The organism is Synechococcus sp. 'PEA 65AY6A-5F PE A' (genome assembly GCF_047462575.1).
In the GTDB taxonomy this organism is placed as follows: Bacteria; Cyanobacteriota; Cyanobacteriia; order Thermostichales; family Thermostichaceae; genus Thermostichus.
The window spans coordinates 20,247-41,619 of record NZ_JAOALE010000020.1 but is presented as its reverse complement, the minus strand read 5'-3'; the positions used below and the strand labels follow the sequence as shown (position 1 = coordinate 41,619).

At 59.7% G+C, this 21,373-nt stretch carries 21 protein-coding genes and 1 tRNA gene; 17 read left to right on the top strand and 5 right to left on the bottom strand.

Annotated features, from left to right (window positions below):
* Nucleotides 1-113: 113 nt before the first annotated feature.
* The 3 genes from psbB (at nt 114) to GG26_RS08275 (ending at nt 2,663) form a co-directional block, all read left to right on the top strand.
* Nucleotides 114-1,646 (top strand): photosystem II chlorophyll-binding protein CP47, encoded by a 1,533-nt coding sequence (gene psbB / locus GG26_RS08285; protein ID WP_099812394.1) that lies wholly within the window; start codon nt 114-116, stop codon nt 1,644-1,646.
* Between the two features lie 113 nt (nt 1,647-1,759).
* Nucleotides 1,760-1,858: a photosystem II reaction center protein T gene (locus tag GG26_RS08280; protein ID WP_011429542.1), complete on the top strand. Its 99-nt coding sequence runs from the start codon at nt 1,760-1,762 to the stop codon at nt 1,856-1,858.
* Nucleotides 1,859-2,255: 397 nt separating this feature from the next.
* Nucleotides 2,256-2,663: a response regulator gene (locus GG26_RS08275; protein WP_414389917.1), complete on the top strand. Its 408-nt coding sequence runs from the start codon at nt 2,256-2,258 to the stop codon at nt 2,661-2,663.
* Here the strand turns inward: GG26_RS08275 and purQ are convergent.
* Both purQ and purS read right to left on the bottom strand, forming a co-directional pair.
* A complete protein-coding gene (purQ, locus tag GG26_RS08270; RefSeq protein ID WP_099812392.1) occupies nt 2,660-3,337 on the bottom strand; it encodes a phosphoribosylformylglycinamidine synthase subunit PurQ in 678 nt (225 codons plus the stop codon). The genes GG26_RS08275 and purQ overlap by 4 nt on opposite strands.
* Before the next feature lie 52 nt (nt 3,338-3,389).
* Nucleotides 3,390-3,647 carry a phosphoribosylformylglycinamidine synthase subunit PurS gene (gene purS, locus GG26_RS08265; RefSeq protein ID WP_099812391.1) on the bottom strand — a complete coding sequence of 86 codons (258 nt, stop codon included), beginning with the start codon at nt 3,645-3,647 and terminating at the stop codon, nt 3,390-3,392.
* Between the two features lie 59 nt (nt 3,648-3,706).
* Here purS and GG26_RS08260 point away from each other — a divergent pair, with 59 nt between their 5' ends.
* On the top strand, nt 3,707-4,480 hold the full coding sequence (locus GG26_RS08260; RefSeq protein WP_011429546.1) for an ABC transporter permease: 774 nt from the start codon (nt 3,707-3,709) through the stop codon (nt 4,478-4,480).
* Nucleotides 4,481-4,526: 46 nt separating this feature from the next.
* A complete protein-coding gene (locus tag GG26_RS08255) occupies nt 4,527-5,255 on the top strand; it encodes a 2-phosphosulfolactate phosphatase family protein (protein WP_011429547.1) in 729 nt (242 codons plus the stop codon).
* Here the strand turns inward: GG26_RS08255 and GG26_RS08250 are convergent.
* Nucleotides 5,252-5,536 carry a hypothetical protein gene (locus GG26_RS08250; protein WP_414389912.1) on the bottom strand — a complete coding sequence of 95 codons (285 nt, stop codon included), beginning with the start codon at nt 5,534-5,536 and terminating at the stop codon, nt 5,252-5,254. The genes GG26_RS08255 and GG26_RS08250 overlap by 4 nt on opposite strands.
* A 213-nt stretch (nt 5,537-5,749) precedes the next feature.
* On the opposite strand from GG26_RS08250, the gene argC reads away from it, so the two are divergent.
* The 9 genes from argC (at nt 5,750) to GG26_RS08205 (ending at nt 15,017) form a co-directional block, all read left to right on the top strand.
* Nucleotides 5,750-6,856, top strand: a complete 1,107-nt coding sequence (gene argC, locus GG26_RS08245; protein WP_414389910.1) for an N-acetyl-gamma-glutamyl-phosphate reductase — start codon at nt 5,750-5,752, stop codon at nt 6,854-6,856.
* Complete coding sequence (locus GG26_RS08240; RefSeq protein ID WP_414389907.1) at nt 6,790-8,325, top strand: hypothetical protein; 1,536 nt, start codon at nt 6,790-6,792, stop codon at nt 8,323-8,325. The genes argC and GG26_RS08240 overlap by 67 nt, the downstream gene beginning before the upstream one ends.
* Nucleotides 8,326-8,555: 230 nt before the next feature.
* Entirely contained in the window at nt 8,556-9,638 is a 1,083-nt protein-coding gene (locus tag GG26_RS08235) for a tocopherol cyclase family protein (RefSeq protein WP_414389905.1), read from the top strand.
* Between the two features lie 150 nt (nt 9,639-9,788).
* A tRNA-Arg gene (locus GG26_RS08230) sits at nt 9,789-9,862 on the top strand.
* 119 nt (nt 9,863-9,981) lie between these two features.
* Nucleotides 9,982-12,456: an ATP-dependent Clp protease ATP-binding subunit gene (locus GG26_RS08225; protein WP_011429552.1), complete on the top strand. Its 2,475-nt coding sequence runs from the start codon at nt 9,982-9,984 to the stop codon at nt 12,454-12,456.
* Nucleotides 12,457-12,604: 148 nt separating this feature from the next.
* Nucleotides 12,605-13,237: an ATP-dependent Clp protease proteolytic subunit gene (locus tag GG26_RS08220; protein WP_011429553.1), complete on the top strand. Its 633-nt coding sequence runs from the start codon at nt 12,605-12,607 to the stop codon at nt 13,235-13,237.
* Between the two features lie 17 nt (nt 13,238-13,254).
* The gene (locus tag GG26_RS08215) at nt 13,255-13,836 is read left to right on the top strand and encodes a Uma2 family endonuclease (RefSeq protein ID WP_011429554.1); all 582 of its coding nucleotides are present in this window, start codon (nt 13,255-13,257) and stop codon (nt 13,834-13,836) included.
* 27 nt (nt 13,837-13,863) lie between these two features.
* A complete protein-coding gene (locus tag GG26_RS08210; protein WP_011429555.1) occupies nt 13,864-14,475 on the top strand; it encodes an ATP-dependent Clp protease proteolytic subunit in 612 nt (203 codons plus the stop codon).
* A 275-nt stretch (nt 14,476-14,750) separates the two neighbouring features.
* Nucleotides 14,751-15,017, top strand: coding sequence for a hypothetical protein (locus tag GG26_RS08205; RefSeq protein ID WP_041438869.1), 267 nt, complete (start codon nt 14,751-14,753; stop codon nt 15,015-15,017).
* Between the two features lie 33 nt (nt 15,018-15,050).
* On the opposite strand, the gene GG26_RS08200 is transcribed toward GG26_RS08205, so the two are convergent.
* A complete protein-coding gene (locus GG26_RS08200) occupies nt 15,051-15,650 on the bottom strand; it encodes a chromophore lyase CpcT/CpeT (protein WP_414389900.1) in 600 nt (199 codons plus the stop codon).
* Between the two features lie 162 nt (nt 15,651-15,812).
* On the opposite strand from GG26_RS08200, the gene GG26_RS08195 reads away from it, so the two are divergent.
* The 3 genes from GG26_RS08195 to GG26_RS08185 all read left to right on the top strand — a co-directional run bounded on the left by GG26_RS08195 (nt 15,813) and on the right by GG26_RS08185 (nt 19,097).
* Nucleotides 15,813-17,207 (top strand): malic enzyme-like NAD(P)-binding protein, encoded by a 1,395-nt coding sequence (locus GG26_RS08195; protein ID WP_011429558.1) that lies wholly within the window; start codon nt 15,813-15,815, stop codon nt 17,205-17,207.
* A gap of 356 nt (nt 17,208-17,563) precedes the next feature.
* On the top strand, nt 17,564-18,331 hold the full coding sequence (locus tag GG26_RS08190) for a hypothetical protein (protein ID WP_414389897.1): 768 nt from the start codon (nt 17,564-17,566) through the stop codon (nt 18,329-18,331).
* A gap of 130 nt (nt 18,332-18,461) precedes the next feature.
* A complete protein-coding gene (locus tag GG26_RS08185; RefSeq protein ID WP_414389895.1) occupies nt 18,462-19,097 on the top strand; it encodes a DUF1614 domain-containing protein in 636 nt (211 codons plus the stop codon).
* Here the strand turns inward: GG26_RS08185 and GG26_RS08180 are convergent.
* On the bottom strand, nt 19,094-21,226 hold the full coding sequence (locus tag GG26_RS08180; protein WP_011429560.1) for a caspase family protein: 2,133 nt from the start codon (nt 21,224-21,226) through the stop codon (nt 19,094-19,096). The two genes, GG26_RS08185 and GG26_RS08180, sit on opposite strands and share 4 nt — an antisense overlap.
* Nucleotides 21,227-21,373: the final 147 nt, after the last annotated feature.

Here is a 21,373-nt window from a genome sequence, read left to right as displayed (position 1 = left end):
CACCCCTCGACACTGAAGAGACTGCTTAGGTAAGGATCCCAGGTGAAGATGTCGGCTTCAGTTTTTTGACTGGATATCGCGCAAGTGTTGGAGAACGTGGAGGATCGAGCTTTATGGGACTACCGTGGTACCGGGTCCACACCGTTGTATTAAATGACCCAGGTCGCCTGATCGCGGTACACCTGATGCACACTGCGCTGGTGGCAGGTTGGGCCGGATCGATGGCGCTGTATGAAACGGCTATTTTCGATCCATCGGATCCTGTCCTGAATCCGATGTGGCGTCAGGGCATGTTCGTCATGCCATTCATGGTGCGTCTGGGGGTGGTCAACTCCTGGGGCGGCTGGAATATCTACGGCGAGAGCGTGGCCAATCCCGGCTTCTGGACGTTTGAAGGGGTAGCCACTGCTCACATTGTTTTGTCTGGCTTGCTCTTTTTGGCCGCCTGCTGGCACTGGGTGTACTGGGATCTGGAGCTGTTCCGGGATCCCCGTACCGGCGAGCCGGCTTTGGACTTGCCGAAGATTTTTGGGATCCACCTGCTCTTGGCCGGGATCCTTTGTTTCGGCTTTGGGGCTTTTCACCTGACGGGGGTGTTTGGCCCAGGGATGTGGGTCAGCGACCCCTACGCGACGACAGGGCATGTGCAGCCGGTGGCGCCGGAGTGGGGGCCGGCAGGGTTTAACCCCTACAACGCTGGCGGGGTGGTGGCCCACCACATTGCCGCGGGCATCGTGGGCATCATTGCCGGCCTGTTTCACATTACAGTACGCCCACCCCAACGCCTCTACAAGGCTCTGCGCATGGGGAACATTGAGAGCGTGCTCTCCAGCTCGATTGCGGCCGTGTTTTTTGCCGGCTTTGTGGTGGCCGGGACGATGTGGTACGGCAGTGCCACCACTCCTGTGGAGCTGTTTGGCCCCACCCGCTACCAATGGGACTCCGGCTATTTCAACCAGGAAATTAACCGGCGCGTCAATGCCGCTATGGAGGCCGGGATGACCCGCAGCGAGGCCTACAATTCTCTCCCCAAGTCGCTGCTCTTCTACGATTACGTGGGTAACAGCCCGGCCAAGGGTGGTTTGTTCCGGGCTGGTCCGATGAACAAGGGAGACGGTATTGCTATCGAGTGGCTGGGCTACCCCGTCTTCCGGGACCGTGAAGGTCGGGAGCTGACGGTGCAACGCATGCCCAACTTCTTCGAGACGTTCCCCGTCATCCTGCGGGACGCCGATGGCGTGGTGCGGGCGGACATTCCCTTCCGGCGCGCCGAGTCACGCTACAGCTTTGAGCAGGTGGGCGTGACGGTGGAGTTCTACGGCGGCAAGCTGGACGGTCAGGTGTTCACTGACCCGCCAACGGTTAAAAAGTATGCCCGTATGGCTCAGTTGGGCCAGCTCTTCGAGTTCGACCGCGAAACGCCTAAGGCCGACGGCACTTTCCACACCAGCCCCCGCGGTTGGTTTACCTTCGCCCACGCGGTCTTTGCGCTGCTGTTCTTCTTCGGGCACATCTGGCACGGCGCCCGTACTCTCTTCCGGGATGTGTTCGCCGGTATTGACCCGAACATGAGCGAGGAAATGGTGGAATTCGGCGTCTTCCAGAAAGTGGGGGATCCCACCACGCGCAAGGTGCAAGAAGCGTAAGGCTTTCTCGCGGGATGACCGCCGGCACTGTGTTTCTCTGGGGAGAGGGGGTGCTGGCGGCTTTGAGCTAATCTGGAATCAAGCCCCCTTAGGATTCTGATTTGGAGGTTGGTATGGAAGCCATCACCTACACCTTTATTCTGTTTTTGACGCTGGGCCTTCTGTTTTTTGCCGTCGCCTTTCGCGAAACTCCTAGGATTCAGAAGAAGTAACCTGCGCCAGGGGCTGCTGTTGTCGGCTTGCTGAGAGTGTTGAGTGGGTTGAGGCGGCCAAAAGAGACGGCAGTTGTACCCCGTACAAGGCCGGAAAAATCCCCGGCCTTGTTTTTGTTTTGTTTTCAGAGGGCGCTCGGTTCCAGGCTGGTAGAGTATCCCCCAGGCAACCCAGCAAAGCTGTTTTCAAAACGGTAGCTGTCCTCTCCTGCTGGCAGAGGGGGTAGCTACTGGCGCTACTTTATTGAGCTTTATTGAGATTTGTTATCAGTATTTTGGAGGGGGAGCTCTTGTCCCACTGCTCGAATGGGATGGCTAGAATTGCTTCGGGATGGTTTCCAGAACTACGGGGATTGCTGCGGCTCGAGTTCGCAACCAAGTCAACTTCAGGTTAGCGATGGCAACAGTGCTGCTGGTGGAAGACGATCCAATTAACGCCCGCGTTTTCGACAAAGTGTTGCGGCGGCGAGGCGGGTTTGAGGTCTTTCACAGCCAGGATGTGGAGGAGATCCTACGGCTGGCGCAGGCGCACGAGGTGGACGTGATTTTGCTGGATGTCTCCCTTTCTCAAAGCACCTTTCGTGGCGAGGCCGTGGACGGGATCCGCATTGCCCAACTGCTGAAGGGGGATCCCCGCACCAGCTCCATTCCTATCCTCTTGGTAACGGCCCACGCCATGCGGGGCGACCGGGAGACTTTTTTGGCCCAGAGTGGGGCCGATGGTTACCTTGCCAAGCCAGTCGTGGATCACGAGGAGATGGTGAACCAAGTGCGCCAGGTGTTGGCTCAGGCTCAGCAGGGCTAACTGGACAGGCTTTGCACAATCGACTGCCAAAAAGGGATCCCATCCTGCCCCGGCAAGTCGGGATCCGCCGCCCGCTCCGGGTGAGGCATCAGGCCGAGGATGCGACCGCTAGGGTCACAAATGCCGGCGATGTTGTCCACCGAGCCATTGGGCGCGACCGGAGCATAGCGAAAGACGATCTGCCCCCTGTCCTGCAACTGCTTGAGGGTATCGGCATCGCAGACGTAGCGGCCTTCCCCATGGGCGATGGGCAGGGTCAGGGTGGCTCCGCAAGGGTAAGCGCTGGTCCAGGGCAGGTCTTGCCGCTCCACGCGGATCCCTACCCGGTCGCAGATAAAGTGCAGGTTGGCGTTGCGCACCAGCGCCCCCGGCAGCAGACCGGCTTCTGTCAAGATCTGGAAGCCGTTGCAAATGCCCAGGACATAGCCCCCCCGCGCCCCATGCTCGGCCAGGGATCCCATCACTGGCGCAAAACGGGCCAGCGCCCCAGCTCGTAGATAATCCCCGTAGCTGAAGCCCCCTGGCAGCACCACCACATCCAGCCCCGATAAATCGGTTTCCCGGTGCCAGATGAGTCGCGTCGGGCAGCCCAAGAGGCCGCGGGTTACCCAGGCCACGTCGCGGTCACAATTGGAACCGGGGAAAACGACAATGCCAAACCTTACCTTGGCCATGGGGATCCCTTGCTGTGAAAACAAAAAGGTGGTGAGGGCTAGGCGTGAGCAATCAACTCTCTACAGGATCCACTTGGATTTGATAGGTCTCGATGACCGGATTGGCCAGCAGTTGCTCGCACAGCTCGTTCACCTGCTCTCGGGCAGTTTCGGCGTCAGGGGCCTCTAGCCGCAGTTGGATGTGTTTGCCAATGCGCACTCCCTGCACCTGGGTATGCCCTAACTGATGCAAGCTAGCCTGGAGAGCAGCCCCAGCAGGATCAAGTACCGAGGGGCGCAGGTGGATCTGAATCTGGGCCTGGAACTGCATAGAATAAAGCTGGACTTCTACAAGTGTATAGCTGGATGTCGCTTGCTTGAGGTCAGCTTATGGATGCGGCGCGCGTCGTGGCCATTGCCCAGAATGTTTTCCGGGAAACGATTCGGGATCGCGTTCTCTATCTGGTGATGGTGTTTGCGGTGGCCATGTTGGGAGCCATCGTTTTGATCCCCCAGGTAGCCAACCAGGCCCACAACAAGATCATTGCCGATCTGGGTCTGGCCGCTATCCACTTCCTGGCGCTGGTGGTGGCTATTTTCGTCGGCACCGGGCTGGTGAATAAAGAGATCGAGAGGCGCACGGTCTATGTGCTGATTGCCAAGCCCATGAGCCGGGCGGAGTTTATTGTCGGCAAGCATCTGGGCCTGTCGGCTTTGCTGTCGGTGCTGCTGGTCATAATGACGGCCGTCTTTTTGCTAAGCCTGCTGTTGGTGCAGGCCCCCATTTCCCCCTGGGCCATTCTCTGGGCAGTAGTTTTCACCTTTTTGGAACTGGTGCTGATTGTGGCGGCAGCGCTGCTGTTTGGGGTTTTTACCTCTCCAATTTTGGCCACCCTCTACACCATTGCCCTGTTCATTATGGGCCACGCCAGCCGCGCCCTGCTGCAGTTAAGCAAGCTGGTGGAAGACGCAGGTTTTGGCAAGGTGTTCGAGGTCATTTACTTGGTCTTGCCGGATCTGGAGCGCTTTAATCTAAGAGATGCTGCCGTTTACGGCCAAATTCCTCCGCCCACCCAGCTCCTTGGCGACGCGCTTTACGGTCTGATCTACACCGTTTTGCTGCTCATTTTGACGGTGCTGGTGTTTGCCCGGCGTGAGTTCTAATAAGCTCTCGTGGGGCTCTAGTTGAACCTTTTTTGCTCCCTCTCTCATGCAACTTTTCCACTTCCACACCCCTGAGCAAGTCCCTCCGGCAGGGATCCCAGCCTGCGCAGTGGCCATCGACGTGCTGCGGGCCACCACCACCATCGCCGCAGCTCTGGCGGCAGGGGCAGAGGCCGTTGAGGTGTTTGCCGACTTGCAGTCCTTGCAAGCGGCCAGCCGGAGCTGGCCGGCCTCCAAACGGCTCTTGGCCGGGGAGCGAGGCGGCAAAACGGTGACGGGATTTGACCTAGGCAACTCCCCCCGCGAGTACACCCCAGAGCGCGTGCGGGACCAGCGCATCTTCATGAGTACCACCAACGGCACCCGCACCCTGCAGCGCTTAGAAAGGATCCCGGTGGTGATCACGGCGGCCCTGGTGAACTTGGGAGCGGTAGTGGAGTTTCTCAGGCGAGGAGCTTTTGCCGAGGTGTGGCTGGTGGGATCCGGCTGGGAAGGGGCGTTTGCTTTGGAAGACACCGCCTGTGCCGGGGCAGTTCTGCATCGCCTGGGCTGCTCGTGGGAGCAGTTGGGCAACGACGAGGCAGTAGCCGCCCTGGCCCTCTACCAAACTTGGCAAGACAATCTCCTGGGCCTGTTGCGGCGCTCCAGCCATGGGCAGCGGCTGCTGGCAATTAGCCCCGAAAACGACAGCGACCTGGCCTATTGTGCCAAGTTGGATCGGCTCTCAGTGGTGCCCCAGCAGGTTCAGCCCGGAGTTTTGGCCCTCGCCGGCTAGCTGGCCTGGGGTGTCTTGTCGGCAACAGCCAAAGCCTTCTGGTGCAGCCACTCCTGCCATTCTCCCGGGATCAGCTTGCTGTGAAACGCATCTCCAGAGACAAACATATCCCGCTGGTTTTGGGCCAAAACGAAAATGGAGCGGCGGTCGAAATGGGAGGTGAGCCTGTAGAGGGTGTAGGGGCCTTCGGAGTAGAGGGTCAACGTTTCCTGATCCAGGCCGTGGCGGCTGCTTTGGCCGCAGGCCCGCAGGATCATGTTAATCAATTGTTCGTAGTACATATAACCCTTCCCGACGAGGTAGGGAACATCCCTGGGCACGACCTCAACAGCCAAGGCGGCTGCTGAGGCTTGGGCGGCTCGCGTGAGCCCAGTATAACTCCCGGCTCAGGCAACACTGAGCCCAACAGAGCAGGTGAGTTCAACAAGGCAGCGGCAAATGCGATAAATAGTAAGGCAACCCGTCAGCTTTGCAATTCTGCACAAGCATCCCCCATGGCCACTACGGCGCCTCGTTCTCTTCCCCCCACCGATCCTGTCCGCGTCGCCATTGTCGGGGCCTCCGGCTATGGAGGGGTGCAGCTGGTGCGGCTGCTCAGCGAACACCCCGGCGCGCAGATCACCTACCTGGCCGGTCAAGACAGCGCCGGCAAACGCTACGGGGATCTCTATCCTCACCTGGCCCAGGCGGTGGATTTGACCATCCAGCCTGTGGATGTGGAGGCCATTGCTGCTAGCAGCGACGTTGTCTTTTTGTCTCTGCCCAACGGCCTGGCGGCAGACCTGGCGCCGCCTTTGCTGGCCAAAGGGTGCAAAGTTCTCGATCTCTCAGCAGACTACCGCTTTCGCAACCTGGCCACCTACCAATCCTGGTATCGCCTGGGGCAGACGGATCCCAACTGGCCTAGCCCTGCCTATCGCCAGGCCAACGAGCAGGCGGTTTACGGGCTGCCAGAACTCTACCGGGAGGCCATCGCCCAAGCGCAACTGGTAGCCTGCCCCGGCTGCTACCCCACGGCCTCCCTGTTGGCGGTTGCCCCTCTGCTGCGGCAGGGGTTGGTGGAGCTGGACAGCCTGATTTTCGATGCCAAATCGGGCGTCTCGGGGGCGGGCCGCACCCCCAAGCTGGGATCCCTATTTGCCGAGGTGGACAGCTCGCTAGGCGCCTATGGCGTGGCCCAACACCGGCACACACCCGAGATCGAGCAGGCCTGCTCCGACCTCACCCACACCCCCATCACCGTGCAATTTACGCCCCACCTGGTGCCGATGGTGCGGGGCATCCACGTGACCTTGTACGCCAACCTGCGGGATCCTGGCCTTGTGGGCGAAGATCTCATCACCATTTACAACGCCTTCTATCGCCAATCCCCCTGGGTCAAGGTGCTGCCCCGCGGCGTTTACCCGCAAACCAAGTGGGTTGCCGGCACCAACACCTGCATGATTGGGGTGGAAGTGGATACCCGCACCAACCGGGTCATTGTCCTGTCGGTGATCGACAACCTGATGAAGGGACAAGCCGGGCAAGCGGTGCAATGCCTCAACCTAATGATGGGGTGGCCGGAAACCTTGGGCTTACCGCAGCTTGCCTTATACCCCTAGCTATAATGCCGGTAATTCCCCCGCGGCCCAGTTTGCCCATGCCTAACCTCTTCTCCCCCAATCTTGATCCCAACGCTGCCCCACCTGCCGCGCCGGCGAACTCTCCACCTTCTAGGGCCGGGGATCTGAACTGGGAGGAGCTGTGGCAGCAACTGGAGGCGGGCTGGCAGGAGCTGCCCCGACGCTCCGAAGAAACAGTGCAGCAGACCCTAGCTCGTTGGCAACTGGAGTGGGGCGGCTTGTGCCGCGAGGCGCGAGATCGGCTGCAGGCAACTCTAGACAAAGCCAGAGCCACAACCTCTCCAGAGCCCCTCCGGCGAGAGCTGCAAGCGCTTTTGCCTCTGCTCAACCCCTGCCAATGGGAGGTGGTCATCGGCTCTCTGGAACGGGCCGCCGACCGCGCCTGGCTGGCCAGCCTGCTGTATCACAGCCTGCAGGAGCCACCACACCCCGAAGCAGCCACCAACGGCATCCCTGCCTGGGCGGGGGCCTTGACCTCTGAGCAGCGCTCTACCTTGGAGGCGATGAGCCTGCGGGCCTATGGCAACAGCCGCCTACCTTTGGTGATGGACAAAAGCGGCGAGATCCAAGTGGAAGCCTCAGCCGCCCTCTTGGCCGCCCTTATTGCTGTCGAGATCGGCAGCGTGGGATCCGCAGGCGCCCTCTCTTTGCTGGGCACACCGGAGCTGCGCAAGCTCTTGAATGCCGAGGGCAAGCTGCGGCGCAGCGTCTTAAAACAGGGGCGAACTGCCCTCACAGAAGAGGAATGGCAAACTCTGCGCCAGTGGCTTGATCCCAAGGGATCCCCCCCCGACTGGTACCTCTCCCTCACCCAAGTGGGGATCCAAACCACCCAAGTGGGGGACTATCTGGCGCGGCGGCTGCGGGAGTTTTTCCAAAGCGAATGGATCAAGCTGGCGATCCCGCCCCTGTACCACTTGGTTATCGACGCTGTGCGGCTGTTGACGGGGGAAGTGTTTCTCAGCGTGGGCACAACCCTAGAATCGGCTTTGGAGTCGGCAGAAGCTGAACGACGCCTGGAGCTGCTGCTGCAAGCTTTGCCCCAGGCCCGGCACATTCCCAGTCCCGAGCGCATCCAAGCCGCTCTTCCCGCCGTTGTGGAGGCTGCTGAGACAACCCTCAGGCCGCTCTTGGCGCGCCAGTTGATGACGGTGGCCGACATCTTCGACCCGCCCATTCGCAACGAAAGCCTCAACGAATTGGGGCGGCAACTCAACCTCTGGAATCCCTTGCAGTTTTTGCTCACCTGGGGTACGTCTGGCTGGCTGGGCGCTCTGCTAGATGAGATCAAAAAATTGCAGCAAACCTACCCGGAAATGCCCTTGTGGGAGAGCTATCGGCAAGGGGTTGAGACGGCAGTGCAAGCGCCTCGAGTGATGGATCAGGCGGAAGCCTTGCGCCTTACCGCCAAGAGCTTGGATCCCAAGATAGAACCGTCGGACGACTAACCTAGCGCAGGCGTACCCTACCCCCTCAGCCGAAGTGCCCCCATCTGCGGGCGTATTCAGCATCGCATAGGGCACAAACTTAAGGCCGAAAAGTCCCAAAAAGTTGGACTTAAAATCTCAGCTTGGTTGATATCCTAAAAGCAGACAGACGTAGAAACAATACAATTGTTCTTTTGGTAGCTATAGACTTTTTTCTATCTTCTGGCGATTCTCGAGGGAGTTGCTCTCCGGTGGCAGAGTGCTTTAAGCAAAACGGCTCAACGGACTGGGGATCCCTGCCCCATGGCGGCTATCACTGGGATGGCTGTGCCGAGCCGTTTTTCGAGGGCTGGTACAGCCGGGTCACTTTACCTGGGGATCCGCCCCTCAGCTTTGCCTTCATGTACGCCATCGACCCCAGGCGGGGAGGCATGGCGCAGGTGTTGGGGCCAGAGGAGGAGCTGCATTGGCGCACCTTCCCCAATCCACAGCGCTTCTGGGCCAGTTGGCGGCACCTGGCCTTGGGGCACGCTGGCGGGCCAGGCGAGAGCTGGCGAGGGCTGCAGGAGCCCCTCACCTTCTTCCAACACACCGCCAGCGGCTACCAATACACCGCCCGCCTCAACCAGGGGATCCTGCCAGATCCTGTCAGAGGCGAGGCCATCCGCTGGCTCTATCGCATTCAACTCTGCTCTGCCTACGGGATCCCACCGCGGGCCACCATGGGAGCCTGGTCTTATCTGCCCATCTTCGAGCCGGGCTGGCAGATCCTGATGAGCCACGGCCTGGCCAGCGGCTGGGTGGAGTGGCGGGGCAGGCGCTTCGAATTCGAGCAGGCCCCCGCCTACGCCGAAAAAAACTGGGGACAAAGCTTCCCTCGCCGCTGGTTTTGGATCCAGTGCAACGCCTTTCCCAACCATTCCGGCCTCAGCCTCACCTGTGCCGGAGCTGAGCGGCAGGTGCTCACCCGCCCCGAAGAAGTGGCCCTGATCAGCCTGCATGGGTGGGGATCCCAGCCTTTTTTGGAGTGGCGGCCCGGCCAAGCTCGGCTAACCTGGCAGGTGGATCCCTGGGGATCCTGGCAGGTGCGCGGCGAAGACGCCCGTTGGTGCATCCAACTGGAAGGTCACACCCAGCGGCCTGGGCAAACCGTCTTCACCCCTGGCCCGGAAGGGATGCGGCGCAACTGCCGCGACACCCTGGCCGGCCATCTGCAGGTGCGGCTGTGGCAGCGCAACGGCCAGGTCTGGACGCAGGTGCTTGCGGCCAGCAGCTCCCAAGCCGGCCTCGAGGTGGGGGGAGAAGTTCCGCGATCCTGGCCAGGGCATTGTTGAACGTTGGCGGATATCTACACCCCCGTTGGACTTCCCAAAAAACGCTCTTGTGCTAGAATACCTAAGCCACATTGATAAGCTTCCATCTCTGGATAGGAGAGACGGGTCTTCAACCGTGGCTGTTTCGCTTTTCTTGCAGGTAGATAGCTTGCGCCTGTAGCTCAGTGGACTAGAGCACGTGGCTACGGACCACGGTGTCGGGAGTTCAAATCTCTCCAGGCGCGTCACGATCCCAGATGATTTTTCGTCTGGGGTATTTACCGTCCCTTAGTTGGCCTGAATCCTGTGTTAGGATTAGGCCTATCAAGTCCGCCTTGATGCAGGCGTAGGGAGCCCGAGGATCATGTTTGAACGCTTTACGGAAAAAGCCATCAAGGTGATCATGCTGGCCCAGGAGGAGGCCAGACGGTTGGGTCACAATTTCGTTGGCACCGAGCAAATCTTGTTGGGGTTAATCGGCGAGGGCACTGGGGTCGCCGCCAAAGTTCTCAAGTCCATGGGAGTGAACTTGAAGGACGCCCGCATTGAAGTCGAGAAAATTATTGGCCGGGGATCCGGCTTTGTGGCCGTCGAGATCCCTTTCACTCCCCGCGCCAAGCGAGTGCTGGAGCTCTCCTTAGAAGAAGCTCGCCAGCTCGGCCACAACTACATCGGCACTGAGCACCTGCTCCTGGGCCTGATCCGCGAAGGGGAAGGGGTAGCTGCTCGCGTCCTGGAAAACCTGGGGGTGGATCTGTCCAAGGTGCGCACCCAGGTGATCCGCATGTTGGGCGAGACCGCCGAAGTGACGGCAGGGGGTGGGTCTTCCAGCCGCACCAAGACGCCAACCCTGGACGAATTCGGCTCCAACCTCACCCAATTGGCCCAAGAGGGCAAGCTGGATCCCGTGGTGGGTCGGACGCGGGAGATCGAGCGCGTGATCCAGATCTTGGGCCGCCGCACCAAGAACAACCCCGTTCTTATCGGCGAGCCGGGCGTGGGCAAGACCGCCATCGCCGAAGGTCTGGCCCAGCGCATCGTGCAGGGGGACGTGCCCGACATCTTGGCCGACAAGCGGGTGGTCAGCCTGGATATCGGCCTGTTGGTGGCTGGCACCAAGTACCGCGGCGAGTTTGAGGAGCGCCTCAAGAAGATCATGGATGAGATCCGCAACGCCGGCAACATCATCCTGGTCATCGACGAGGTGCACACCCTCATTGGAGCCGGGGCTGCCGAAGGGGCCATCGATGCCGCCAACATCCTCAAGCCGGCTTTGGCCCGCGGCGAGCTGCAGTGCATCGGCGCCACCACGCTGGATGAGTACCGCAAGCACATCGAGCGGGATGCCGCCCTGGAGCGTCGCTTCCAGCCCATCATGGTGGGCGAGCCGAGCGTTTCAGAGACGATCGAGATCCTGTTTGGCCTGCGGGAGCGCTACGAGCAGCACCACAAGCTGAAGATCTCCGACGCGGCCTTGGAGGCGGCGGCCAAGCTGGCCGACCAATACATCTCTGACCGCTTCCTGCCGGACAAGGCCATCGACCTCATCGACGAGGCGGCTTCGCGGGTGCGCCTGATCAACTCGCAACTGCCGCCGGCGGCGCGGGAGCTGGATCAGGAGCTGCGGCGGGTGCTTAAGGAGAAGGATGCCGCGGTGCGGGCCCAAGACTTCGACAGGGCCGGCGAGCTGCGGGATCGGGAGATGGAGATCAAGCAGCAGATCCGCGCCATTGCGGCGGCCAAAAAAGCCGAGGAAAGCAGCCGCCAAGAGATGCCAGAGGTCACCGAAGAGGACATCGCCCAAGTGGTGAGCGCCTGGACGGGCGTGCCAGTGGCCAAGCTGACCGAGAGCGAGTCGGAGAAGCTGCTGCACATGGAGGAAACCCTGCACCAGCGCATCATCGGCCAAGATGAGGCGGTGCGGGCCATCTCGCGGGCCATTCGTCGGGCTCGCGTGGGGCTGAAAAACCCCAACCGTCCCATCGCCAGCTTCATCTTCTCCGGCCCAACAGGGGTAGGCAAAACCGAGCTGACCAAAGCCCTGGCGGCCTACTTCTTCGGCTCCGAGTCGGCTATGATCCGCCTCGACATGTCGGAGTACATGGAGCGGCACACGGTCAGCAAGCTGATCGGATCCCCGCCCGGATATGTCGGCTACAACGAGGGGGGGCAGCTTACGGAAGCGGTGCGGCGCCGTCCCTACACGGTGGTGCTCTTCGATGAGATCGAGAAGGCCCACCCGGACGTGTTCAACCTGCTGCTGCAGATCCTGGAGGACGGCCGCCTGACCGACGCCAAGGGCCGCACGGTGGACTTCAAAAACACCCTGATCGTGATGACCTCGAACATTGGCTCGAAGGTCATCGAGAAGGGTGGTGGCAGCCTCGGCTTCGAGTTCAACACCAACGACGAAGATGCGAACTACAACCGCATCCGCAACTTGGTGCACGAGGAGCTGAAGCAGTACTTCCGCCCCGAGTTCCTCAACCGGGTGGACGAGATCATCGTCTTCCGGCAACTGACCAAGGAGGAAGTGAAGCAGATCGCCGACATCCTGCTCAAGGAAGTGTTCGACCGCATGAAGGAGAAGAAGATTTACCTCACGGTCAGCGATCGCTTCAAGGATCTGCTGGTGGAGGAGGGCTACAACCCCAGCTATGGGGCACGTCCGCTGCGCCGTGCTATTCAGCGCCTGTTGGAAGACATCCTGGCAGAAGAGATCTTGACTGGCCACGTCAAAGAGGGATCAGAAGTCCTCATCGATGTGGACGAGGAGCGTAAGCCCAAGGTGCTGGTCACGGAGCCGGAGCGGGTGCTCTTGCCCCAGGGAGCGGAGTAAAGCTGCCGCCTCCCGTTCAGGTTCTGGTTCTTAGGAAGACAAGGGATCCGCTGCTGTTCTCGGATCCCTTGCTCTTCTCCTTCATCTGTGCTGTCGTTCTAGGAAGTTGTCTCTAGAGTCAAGGGATTGGCCGTAGGAGAACTTTGGCATGGTGCAATCGACCTACTACTATGGCGGCGCTCCGGTTCGGACTCCGCCTCCCGATTTGGCTTCGCTGCTGCTGCAAGAGCGCATTGTCTATCTGGGTCTGCCCCTGGCCGAGGAGGCGAATGCCAACGTCACCAAGCTGATTGTGGAACAATTGCTGTATTTGCAGTACGAGGATCGGGAAAAGCCGATCAAGATGTACATCAACTCGACGGGCACCTACAGCTACGACACGGCAGCTTTTGCCATTCTGGATACGATGAACTACATCAAGCCGCCGGTGCATACCATCTGCATTGGCAATGCCATTGGCATGGCGGCCATGCTGTTGGCGGCGGGCGCCAAGGGGTTCCGGGCCAGTTTGCCCAATGCCACGATCGTGCTGCATCAGCCGTATGGGGGCACCCGTGGACAGGCCAGCGATATTGAAATTCGCACCCGCGAGATCTTGACCTTGCGCAACATGATGCTGGAGGAATTATCTCGCAGCACGGGCCAGCCCATAGAGCGCATCAAGAAGGATACGGAGCGGCTGTTTTTCATGACTCCGGAAGAGGCCAAAGCCTACGGTCTTATCGATCAGGTGTTGACCAGCTCCAAAGCCCTGCCGAAGTTGGCAACAGCCAAAAGCTGAAGCAGAGGGATCCGTCGATGGTTCAGGTCCCTGTACAGCCTTTAACGGCGGAGGAGTACCTACGCCTCAAAAGCTGGCCTTATGAAGGACGGCTTGAACTTGAAGACGGGTATATTCGGGAAGTGCCAACTGAGGAGCGCATTAACACCCTCATTGAGCTGTTTCTGATTGCGGAATTGCTCAAGTTTTTGCCCGTCCAACGCCTGAGCTTGGGCCAAGTTGAGGTCGAAGTGCCCGCAGCCAAGGCTCGGTTTCGCAACCCAGATGTGATGGTTTTACATCCTGACCATGTGAGCTTGCTGGGGAACGGTCGCGGAACCCTTCGGCTGCCCATGCCCCCGCCGCTGCTGGTGGTGGAAGTGGTTTCTCCTGGAATAGACAATGAAAAACGTGATTATCAAGACAAGCGCAAAGACTATGCTGCCCGTGGGATCCTGGAATACTGGATTGTGGATCCCGCCAAGCAGTCGGTGTCGCGCTGGGTTGGCGGGGAATACGAAGACGAGGTTAAAACCGGCCCTGAACGCATTGTTTCCTCGGTTTTGCCCCAGCTAGATTTGAGCGCGCAAGACCTCTTGCAAGCGCATCGTTCTGTGTAGTGTTCTGTACTTTGCCAGGAGAAACTTATGCCGATTGGAGTGCCTCGCGTTCCCTACCGTCTGCCCGGTGAGCCCTACAGCCAGTGGATCAGCCTCGACGACCGCCTGTACCAAGAGCGGATCTTGTTTATCGGCGAGCCCATCGACGACAACCTGGCCAATACCATCGTGGGGGTGATGCTCTACCTCAACTCCCAGGATCCGCAAAAGGATATTGTGATGTACATCAACTCTCCTGGTGGCTCTGTAACGGCGGGCATGGCCATTTACGACACCATGAACCACGTCAAGCCCGACATTGTTACCGTTTGCGTGGGCCAAGCAGCCTCGATGGGGGCCTTCTTGCTGGCTGCCGGCACCAAGGGAAAACGCTTTGCCCTGCCCCACTCCCGCATCATGCTGCACCAGCCTTCCCTGGGGATGATCCAAGGTCAGGCCAGCGATATCGAAATTCGCGCCCGCGAAACTTTGCGGGTCAAGCGGCGTATGAATGAGCTCTTGGCGCAAATGACTGGCCAGCCGCTGGAGAAAATCGAGCGGGATGTGGAGCGGGATTTCTACCTCTCGGCTACGGAAGCCCAAGCCTACGGCATTGTAGACCGAGTGATCCAAGAGCGCTCGGAAGCAATGGCCGGCTAAGGGGGATTTTGGCTCGCTGCAAAAAGACGGCCTGGGCAAGATCCCGAGTAAGATTAGGGAGCTGAGGACTGGCTCGCTGTGGTTTGACCGTTTGACGGGCCTGGATTCCGGCAGGTGTGATGTTCCCCGGCTTATACGGTACTGGTTCTAGGGTGCCGGGAGAGGGGCTGAGGATCCCTGGGGTAGCTAGGATAAGGCGGAGTGGACCGAGAGATTTGCATCCGGTGAACCGAAAGCATTGGGTCAAAAGGAGCAGTGGATGGGCCAGTCTGCTGGTGTTCCTGCTGTATCCGCCGAATCAGGCCTTGGCTTTGCCCCCGGCTTCTGAAATCCCTGAGGAGGTGCTGCGGGCGCAGCCAGATTTGCAGGCTCGCTCTCCGGTCGATAATCAGCCCCTCACCGCTGGCGAAGCTCTGCAACTCCAGGCAGCCCTGGCAGCCCGGCCCGAAACCGGATCTGTTTCTCCAGAGGTGGAGCGGCTGATCTTTTTGCTCAAGCTGCGCAGGGGTTTCCGCGACCTGTTTCCTTTTTTGTTCCCATAGCCCTCCTAGCTAGCCCAACAGTTTTCCGAACCCTTAGGGGCGAGGGGGAAATACCACAGGGATCCTTTTCTGGTAGCGGTAAGGGCCGGCGCGGGATCCCCAAGTTTGTTGGCCGGTGGTGGCGTCGAAGCCGCGATCCCAGGTGATGAATTCCTGGGCTGTGAGGTCAAACTCGATGTGGATGTAGGTGCTGTCGCCGGGGTTGAGGCGGCAGCCACCGCCCGGCAGCATCTGGCCGTGGTAGCAGTCTGCGCGCTTTTCTACGAGGATGCGACAACCGGGCAAATGCTGCAAGTCAGACAGAGAAAGCTGCGCCAAGTGCTGCAGATCCTGAGAGGCACCTGCCCAAGCCGCTTGATCCCGCAACTTATAGTTCTCGATCCGCAAGGGATCCGCCAATACCTGCAGCACCCGGCTGCGGTAAAACCGGCCCGGCGTGTGCTCGTTAAATTGCTCGGTAAAAAAGCCGATTCCTTCTGAAAACAGGTGGGGAAGGCGCACGTACCAAAGGCTCACCGGTACAAACCACACCGGTTCTGCCATGGCTTGGGCGCGGTTGCTGTAGTAACCTTCCAGCCAATCGGCAAAAGTATTGAGGTCGGAATCGGAAGTTGCCGCAGCAGAAGCTGTCATATGCAAGAAGGAGGATCGCCTGTCTTCGGGATTTCTCGATCCTAGGGTTATTCTCACCCCCAACCCTGCTTCCGGAGGGAGAAGGTTGGGTGCCGAACCGGAGGGCTCAGTGTTGAGGAGCTTGCTCTGCTGAAGGCAATTTTTCTTCTACTATAGAAAGCTATGACAAAACTCACCCCCAGCTCCAGCTACAGCATTGCTCTACGTCTGCGCCTGCCCAACCAGCCAGGAGCGCTGGCCCGTGTTACCCAAGCTATTGCCGAGGTGGGAGGCAGCCTCAGCCAGATCGACCTCATCCACCAATCGGCAGCCGAAACGGTGCGGGAAATCTGCGTGGATGCCGTTAGCAGCGAGCATGCCGAGCAAATTCGCGCCGCTGTTGCCTCTTTGCCCAACGTAAAAGTGGAGCGGGTGGTGGATCGCACCTTTGAGCTGCACCGGGGGGGAAAGCTACAGGTGGTGGCCAAAAGCCGCCTGGAGAGCGCCGCCGATCTGGCCATGGCCTATACCCCGGGCGTGGGTCGGGTGGCGCTGGAAATTGCCGCCGATCCCAGCGCTGTGTATGAATACACCATCAAGGGCAATTGCGTTGGCATCGTAACCGATGGCAGCGCCGTGCTGGGCCTGGGGAATATCGGCCCGGAGGCGGCTCTGCCAGTGATGGAGGGAAAAGCAGCCCTGTTCAAACGCTTTGCTGATATCGATGCTTTCCCGCTCTGCCTGGCCACCCAGGAGGTGGGGGAAATTGTGGAGACGGTGGTGCGCCTGGCGCCGGGGTTTGGCGGCTTCAACCTGGAGGACATCAGCGCCCCCCGCTGCTTTGCCATCGAGTTGCAGCTCAAGGCCCGTCTCAACCTGCCGGTGTTCCACGACGATCAGCATGGCACCGCCATTGTGGTGCTGGCAGCGTTGTTGAATGCCTTGAAGGTGGTTAAAAAAAGCCTAGAGGAGGTGCGCATTGTCCTCAACGGGGCAGGAGCAGCCGGTATTGCGGTAACTCAACTGCTGCGACGGGCCGGGGCCAGACATATCCTGGTCTGCGACCGCCAAGGGATCCTCAGCCGCTCCCGCGCCGACCTCACCCCCGAGAAAGCTGCCGTTGCCGTTGAGGAGAGCGGATCCCTGGCAGAGGCTTTGGTGGGAGCAGATGTGTTCATCGGGGTGAGCGTGGCCAATGCTTTGACACCAGAGATGGTGGAGAAAATGGCGCCGGATCCCATTGTCTTTGCCTTGGCCAACCCGGTGCCAGAGATCCAGCCCGAGCTGGTGGCAGATCGAGTCGCCGTGATGGCCACCGGGCGCAGCGACTACCCCAACCAGATCAACAATGTGCTGGCCTTCCCAGGGGTGTTCCGCGGCGCTCTCGATTGCCGCGCCAAGCAGATCAACACTGAGATGTGCCTGGCTGCCGCCCAGGCCATTGCCAATTTGATCCCACCGGAAGATTTGGATCCCCAGTGGATCATTCCCTCGGTCTTCGATGGGCGGGTAGTTCCTCAGGTGGCTGCCGCCGTGATCCAAGCTGCCCGCCAAACAGGAGTGGCCGGGATCCCATAACTTGTTCAATAAACAGGCTAATTCAGCACACGAGCATCACGGCTTGCAAGTCCTCGGGGAGAGGCAGCAGCGGGCCTCTTTTTCGTAATTTTTCGTAATTTAACAATTCTTCAGAGCGCCTCTTCTGGAAGTGGAGTTCTTTATATCTTGAGCTCTAGCTTCCTGCCTAGCTGGGGTTCTCAATGGACTTACGCAAGCCCTTCTATGTTCACCTCGTTACTGCCCTCGCCGCTGCTGGTATAGCTGCCGCGCCCCTGGATCGACTCAGTAAGGCCGGGGGAGTGGGTCTAGTCGCTGGAATTGGGAGTGCGGTAGCCGCGGAAGTTGCCCAACGTCACGGCAGTCGGGCTCGAGCTTTGAGAAGCCAGATTGAGGGGCTCTCTCGGCAGATTGAGGAGCTCTCCCGGCAAATAGAAGAAAAGGATCAGCAGCTACGCAGCTATGAAAGTCAACTGAATGAGCTTCGAACCCAGCTCCAACAGCGGGAAGAGAAGCTCCAGAGACTTGAGGCTGATCTAGCAGAGTATCAGAAGCTCCTAGAACAGCTCAAAACTGAGCGGCAAGAATGGCGGCAGAATACCATGAACTTGTCTGAGCAAGTTCAGAAACAAGAGCAGCAGCTACAAGGTCAGCAAGCGGAACTGGATCATCTGCGGGCACAGCTTCGGCGGAGAATTGAGGATCTCGCGCAAGCCGACACTAATACTATAGTCTTAGCAAGAAGCGAAAGAGATTTTTATCGAGAAGAAGCCAAGAGTTTTATCTTAGAGATCTTGAGTAGAGCAGCCGATCAGGTGCATAAGGGAAGTAGAGTCCAGCATGTACTCCAAGACCTAATTCAGAATAACCATGCAAACGAAGGTAAGAGTTATCGTCAAAGGCTTAGGGAAGATATAAATCATTTGTTCAGAGGCTACCGCAAATGGTGCGATAATAGTTATGAAGCAGAGTTGCATAAGCTTGGTTTTGAGGTTGTTTCAGAGAAAAATCATGTTGTGATTAGATTTCACGGGGATAACCGCTATCAAATTTCCCTAGCTAAGACTCCCAGCGATCAGCGTGCTGGTTACAAGATTGCTCAAAATATTCGCAGTAAAATCTTCGGTCTAACAGAGCCTACTTGAGGCTTACTTGTGAAAGGTGGGGATCTTTTTTTCTGGCCAAGGTTGGGGAAGTCAGCTTGGGCCCTGATAGGATAGGGGAAAGGGAATCTCCGCCATGTTCTACCTGCCAGTCTCACTGTTGTTGTTTTTAATGCTTCTACTGCTATTGCCCTTCCTCTGGCTGGGGCTAGCAGTGGATGTGGTGGCGTTGGCGGTGGGCAAGTTGGGGTTCTCGCGGGAGGGGGCGCTGTTGCTGCTGCTGGCTATCCTGGCGGGCAGCTCGGTCAATATTCCCCTGTATCGTGTGAAGTGCGAGGTAACGCTGGTGGAAGACCTGGCCAGCCTGTGGATACGGCAATTTTGGGGGATCCCGTTGGCCAAGATCTCTCAGGAGACCGTGGTTGCTCTGAACGTGGGCGGGGGGCTGATCCCGGTGCTCTTGGCCCTGTATCAATTTGGCCGGGCCGATGGGCTGTTGATCCTGGCCGTAACGGCGCTGGTGACTGTGGTCAGCTACTATGCTTCCCACGTGGTGCCCGGAATCGGCATTCAGATGAATCCCTTGACCGCCCCGGCTACGGCAGCCTTGGCCGCCATGTTCTGGGCTGGAGATCAGGCGCCGGCGGTGGCCTTTGCTGGCGGGGTTTTGGGCACGGTGATCGGAGCGGATCTGCTGCACTTGCCGGAGGTGCTGCGGCGCAATTGCTCGGGCATTCTCAGCATTGGCGGGGCCGGGGTTTTCGATGGCATTGCTCTCTGTGGCCTGTTTGCCCTGTTGCTGAGCTAAACCAGCAAATAGGTGAGGGAAAGGGTAACAGCCTGGCCGGGATCCAGCCAGCGCAAGTCGGGATCCCCTTCGGGGGCACGCTGGGTCAACTCCTCGAGGAGAATTTGCGTCCATTCCAGCGGCCCATTGAGCAACAGCGGCGAACGGGCTACCCCCAGCTTGCGGGCCATGGTTTTGAGGGCTTCCAAGCTGGCCGACAAGGGGCGAGTGCTGGCCACAAACAGCAGCTCGGTCAGCCCCTGGGCATGGCAGGTGAGCAGATCAGGATTGACGGCAGAGCGCGAATTGCCAGCCATCTCAGGCAGAGGTGGCAAAGTCAGGCTGCTCTTGGCCTCCAGGCGCAGCGGCAGGGCAAAGTCCTCCTGGGGCATGGGGGCCAGCAGGTGCAGTTGCCCGCTGGAATCGACCATCAACAGGTACCCGAACAGATCCTGCTCGCCCTCGTTGCGCAGAGTGAGATAGAGGGGATCCCCGCGCATAAAGCGTGGCATGCCTGGCTCGCCAGGAGCAGCGGCCCCTTGGGCAAGCCGTGACCCCCGCAAGGGTTTGCCCTTGGTGGACAATTCCCCCACCACCGCCAGCGGCGAGATTGCCGCGTTGAGGGTAGCCCGCAGGCGCTTGGCCGCCAGCAGATGGGCCAGACGGGGCACCAGCCGCTGCACTGCCGTAGCGGCAGCTTCCCCAGCCGGCCCGCAGGAATTGAGCAGCAATTCTCGCCCCGGCCAAAAGAGGCTGTAGCTGTTGACTTCCAGGGGTTTGGGCAGAGCGTCCAATTGAAAGGCGGCGGCCATTTCGGGGGTGATGCGGCCCAGCAGGCAATCCACCTGGCGCTCGCGCGGGTTGGCCGTCTCCATCCAGCTGTAGCCGGCGATGGCGTTGGTCAGATCTACTTTTTCAACGCGGCCTAAGTTGTCTTCCAGACCCACCAAAAGCTTGAGGCTGCTGGAGAGGCTGCGCAACTGCTCCCGCACCAGCGTGCCCACGGGGGGAAATTGACCTTCCCCGTTGGCCGGCTGCACCTGTGCCAACAGGCCGCTGCGAGAACGAATCAGCAGCGGCACCGGCGAGGCGGTGGAAGGCTCGGCAGCAATGGGAACCAAAAGAGTACCTGGCTGCAAGCCGCAGAGTGCCGCCGGTGGGATCCCACCCAGCCACACCTGGGCCCGATTCCCCTTCACTTCCTGGATGGCGCCGCTGACTCCCACCTGAGGGGGGGTGAGGAAGTAGGGCGGGATGCGCCGAGCCGTTTCTTTGCCCTCCAGGATGGGGCGCTGACAAGCAAACAGGCCCAGCTCCCGCTGACCGGCCACTTGGTTGAAGGCTATCAGCAGGCGGGTGGCAGGTGTGGTCTCCCACAGGTACTGCGTCAACAGGTAGGTGAGTATCCCTGCATGAAATCCCGGCCAAGCGGCTTCTGCCGCCAAATCTTGGGGGGTGGTGGCGGCAATTAACAACCCCTTGGGCGGAGAGGGCCAAATCTGCTGCACTTCACCAGAAGGCAGGCGACCGGGAGCCACCGCCTCTGGGGAGGTAGAGGCTACTTCCTTGGGGACTTTCGGCGGGCGGGAGCGCAGTTGCAAGTTGCCCCGTACTGCGGGTGCAACATAGGTAAAGCCACAATCGAGTACGGTCGTGAGCTGGGCTGTGCCCAAGCTTTGCACAAGCTGGAAAAAGCGCTCCAGACCCATAGCCGCCGCTTCTTCAGGGCCAGCCAACAGCAGCGCCGGCTGCCAGCGCTCGGGCGAAGATCCCGCCCGCCATTGGCCGTAGCCGCTAAACTGCACCACTACCGTTTCAGCCGTCTGACTTGCACTTCCCAAGTGCTCGGCAAAGGCTGACTGGATCGCGCTTGAAGTGGCAGCTCCATCGGTGAGGATGAGAATGTCTGCCGGGTCAAAGCCAAAGCGATACCGCAGCAGCTCCCGCTGCAGCTCCACATCCGTGACACACCCCTGTAACGGGGATCCCTCGCCGGGGTAGCGGTTAATGCCTATCAAGAGAGCCAACTTGCGGGAGCTGGCCGCCAAAGCTTGCCCGTAGCGCTCAGCCTGACCCACCAACCAGCCGGGAGAGAGACCAAGGCCGGCAGCAACCAGGAGTAACTTTTGTAGAAAAGACCGCCTTTCCATGTCAACCCTGTGGGCTGCCTCGCTGGCGTAACAGCCACCCTGTTGGCGAACGAGCCACAGCTCAACTCTGCACCGGATCTGTTGCTGCCTATTTCAGGATATCCCCACCCCTCCAGCTTTTTCGAGGGATCGGGTGACAGTTTTTGG